This window comes from uncultured Bacteroides sp. (assembly GCF_958445495.1).
GTDB lineage: Bacteria > Bacteroidota > Bacteroidia > Bacteroidales > Bacteroidaceae > Bacteroides.
This window is the reverse complement of the sequence record NZ_CAUCSQ010000102.1, coordinates 1-2,578: the sequence shown is the minus strand read 5'-3', so window position 1 is coordinate 2,578 and position 2,578 is coordinate 1. Positions and strand designations below refer to the sequence as shown.

At 41.5% G+C, this 2,578-nt stretch carries 5 protein-coding genes and 1 pseudogene; 2 read left to right on the top strand and 4 right to left on the bottom strand.

The window, feature by feature from the left end; genetic code table 11:
• Nucleotides 1–399: 399 nt before the first annotated feature.
• From Q5076_RS17875 to Q5076_RS17860, 4 genes and pseudogenes are all read right to left on the bottom strand, one after another.
• Nucleotides 400–504 carry an AAA family ATPase gene (locus Q5076_RS17875; protein WP_303015187.1) on the bottom strand — a complete coding sequence of 35 codons (105 nt, stop codon included), beginning with the start codon at nt 502–504 and terminating at the stop codon, nt 400–402.
• A 69-nt stretch (nt 505–573) separates the two neighbouring features.
• A pseudogene (locus Q5076_RS17870) lies at nt 574–882 on the bottom strand (AAA family ATPase); the annotation flags it as partial.
• A gap of 95 nt (nt 883–977) precedes the next feature.
• On the bottom strand, nt 978–1,103 hold the full coding sequence (locus Q5076_RS17865; protein ID WP_303015185.1) for a hypothetical protein: 126 nt from the start codon (nt 1,101–1,103) through the stop codon (nt 978–980).
• 20 nt (nt 1,104–1,123) lie between these two features.
• Nucleotides 1,124–1,264 carry a hypothetical protein gene (locus Q5076_RS17860; protein WP_303015183.1) on the bottom strand — a complete coding sequence of 47 codons (141 nt, stop codon included), beginning with the start codon at nt 1,262–1,264 and terminating at the stop codon, nt 1,124–1,126.
• Between the two features lie 169 nt (nt 1,265–1,433).
• On the opposite strand from Q5076_RS17860, the gene Q5076_RS17855 reads away from it, so the two are divergent.
• Both Q5076_RS17855 and Q5076_RS17850 read left to right on the top strand, forming a co-directional pair.
• Entirely contained in the window at nt 1,434–2,057 is a 624-nt protein-coding gene (locus Q5076_RS17855; protein WP_303015189.1) for a BT4734/BF3469 family protein, read from the top strand.
• Nucleotides 2,058–2,082: 25 nt separating this feature from the next.
• Nucleotides 2,083–2,578 (top strand): PriCT-2 domain-containing protein (locus Q5076_RS17850; RefSeq protein ID WP_303015181.1); only part of this gene is annotated, 496 nt, incomplete at its 3' end.

The following is a 2,578-nucleotide window of genomic DNA, read 5'->3' as shown; positions in this document are numbered from 1 at the left end:
ATTCGTCATTTTGCAAACTCCGCATTACAAATCGCGGCAAATTTAATCATTATTTATGAACTACGAAGCATTCTCCCTTATTTTTTACATATAATAAAATGTTATTTTTTGTGTTTACGTTATCGCACACAAAAAAGGTATGGCTACCATTTGTATTTTTCAAGAATGACAAATAGACATCTTAAACAAAAAATCCCGGCCGTTTTATTTATTCAGCCGGGATTTTCTATCGTTATTCGCCATTATTCCACTATCCACTTCTCAATATTCCGTATTTTCGCATCAAAGTTCACCCCTATTTTAAATATCCGGCGATTGCCACCGGTTTCAAAAGGAAGTGCATCATGTTTTTCGTTGATTTACCGTAAGGCATCTTCCGCCGTCCCGTCAAGTTTGAATTCAATCACATTGATAAATCAAAGCAGTCTTATCAATATAGAAATAACCGTCTTTCCGGATTTTTCCAAAGTTCTGTATGCCAATGGAATATATCTTACAACCCATACTCTTCTAAAATTCTTTAAATTACAATGCAACTCTATGCATACGTTTCTCTTGAAACCGCCCGATCTGCAATTGTTCCTTATCCACATGTTTAGCGGTACTCATGTCGAAATGCAATATCGGATATCGGTTCCATTCCTTCTCCAATGTCTCTATGGCCAGTCCCTCAAACAATGATTTCCGTCCCTCGAAATAACAGAAGGGTACTGGTAAGCAATGATTTCCCAAAACGTCGCGGACGACTTAGAAACAGATAGCTGGAAGCCGAATGCGTCATCCGGTACACATATTCCGTCTTGTCAATATAGAAAAAATTACTTCCCGTATCCTCGAGAACATCTGTATCCCTATCGGATATAATCTTTGCAAATCTTCCATTTCAATCTTATTTTTCACAAAGCTACAAAAATCCATTTATAAAGACCGCAGGCGGGAAAAGTTTCCCGCCTGCCACTTTTACTTTATCTGTTTTTTCACCGGATTCCCTCACTTCCTTCTTTTTCCTCTCTATAACGCATATACATTTCTATAAACACATTCAAAATCACCCTGACCTCCTCGTCATTGTAGGCACTCAAACAGAGAGCCATTACTCTCATATAATCGTCTAATGGAAGATTCAGCCCTTTTTTACACCATTCAAAATATCATGCCCCATACCGATGGTCTCGCATACATATTTATTTCTCATTTTCGCACGTTTAAGCAACTCATTAATGTAAGCTCCTAATTTACTGCTACAAACCATTTTCTTTTTCATTTTTATTTTTAATTGTTAATTATGTGCCATAAGGATTAATTATTTTAACGTTCATCCTCACATGTCAGGATAGAGGTTATTTTATTCTTACTAATTTCAGACCGTGTTTTAAAACGCACTCATATTTTTTACAAAAATAAACATTTTAACTTATAACAAAAAGAAAATGATGTCAAACAACTACAGAATGTCTTATTTCATGCCACCTATCGCTCCTATCAAAGACAAACAAGGCCGGCTGACGACTCCTCCCACACTTATCCCTTTCTGCGAAGTCTCAATCGGACAAGTTTTCCAAATGATTACCTGCAACAAGAATCTCAAAGCCCTGACCGAGCAAGTACGGAATGCCGCTGATATACGGGCTGCAAAAGCGTCACTACTACCGTATGTGACCCCCTGCGGCACATTCACCCGCCGTAACAGCAAGAATTTCGTCTCCCCATCCCACCTGGTGGTAGTAGATGTGGACGGCCTCCTCTCCCATCAAGAAGCAGTGGACATACGCCGTATGCTATATGACGATTCTCTCTTACAGCCTGCACTCACATTTATCAGCCCCAGCGGACTAGGTGTAAAAGCATTTGTTCCTTGCCATTATTCCTCCGCGGCAGATGATGTCAAAAATATCACAGAAAACATGAGTTGGGCGATGCGGTACGTAGAGACGGCATACAATACGGTAACAGCGGTTTCTTCCGAAACGAAATCCAAAGTGGATTTCTCCGGCAAAGACCTCGTGAGAGCCTGTTTCCTTAGTTACGACCCGGAAGCATTGTTCAGAACCAAGTAGACGAGAATAATTATAAATTGAAAACATGACCGATATCGAATCTTTACGCCGTCTCACTGAAGCAGTGGAAACGGCAGGAGCGGACATTGCTCCCACTTATCTTGAATATATACAGTTGTCATTCGCCATCGCCACGGATTGCGGTGAATCCGGACGTGACTTTTTTCACCGCTTATGCCGGGTGTCTCCCAAGTATCAGCGTGAACACGCCGAACGGGTATTCTCCAACGCGCTCCACACCCAACGTGGAGAAGTACACCTAGGTACCGCTTTCCACCTTGCTGAAGCGATGGGAGTAAGCATCTGCATAAAAGAAATGTCCCAACGTCCGGCAGGTACAAAAAGTACAGCAGATACAGTACGCAAATCTTCCACACACACGTGCGCGCATAATAAGGTGGGAAATAACAAAATTTCTGAAGAGAGGGAAGGGGAAGAAGAATTGTTGCCGGGCAGTGAACCGCAGCATCAATTACCCACTTTTCCGGAAAACGACTGGCCGGAATTCCTGCAACGTATCA

Excerpts from the sequence above, each read along its gene's own strand:
- Q5076_RS17855 (WP_303015189.1), top strand. The coding sequence starts at position 1,434 with ATGTCAAACAACTACAGAATGTCTTATTTCATGCCACCTATCGCTCCT.
- Q5076_RS17875 (WP_303015187.1), bottom strand. The coding sequence starts at position 504 with ATGGGTTGTAAGATATATTCCATTGGCATACAGAACTTTGGAAAAATC.
- Q5076_RS17865 (WP_303015185.1), bottom strand. The coding sequence starts at position 1,103 with ATGAGAGTAATGGCTCTCTGTTTGAGTGCCTACAATGACGAGGAGGTC.
- Q5076_RS17860 (WP_303015183.1), bottom strand. The coding sequence starts at position 1,264 with ATGAAAAAGAAAATGGTTTGTAGCAGTAAATTAGGAGCTTACATTAAT.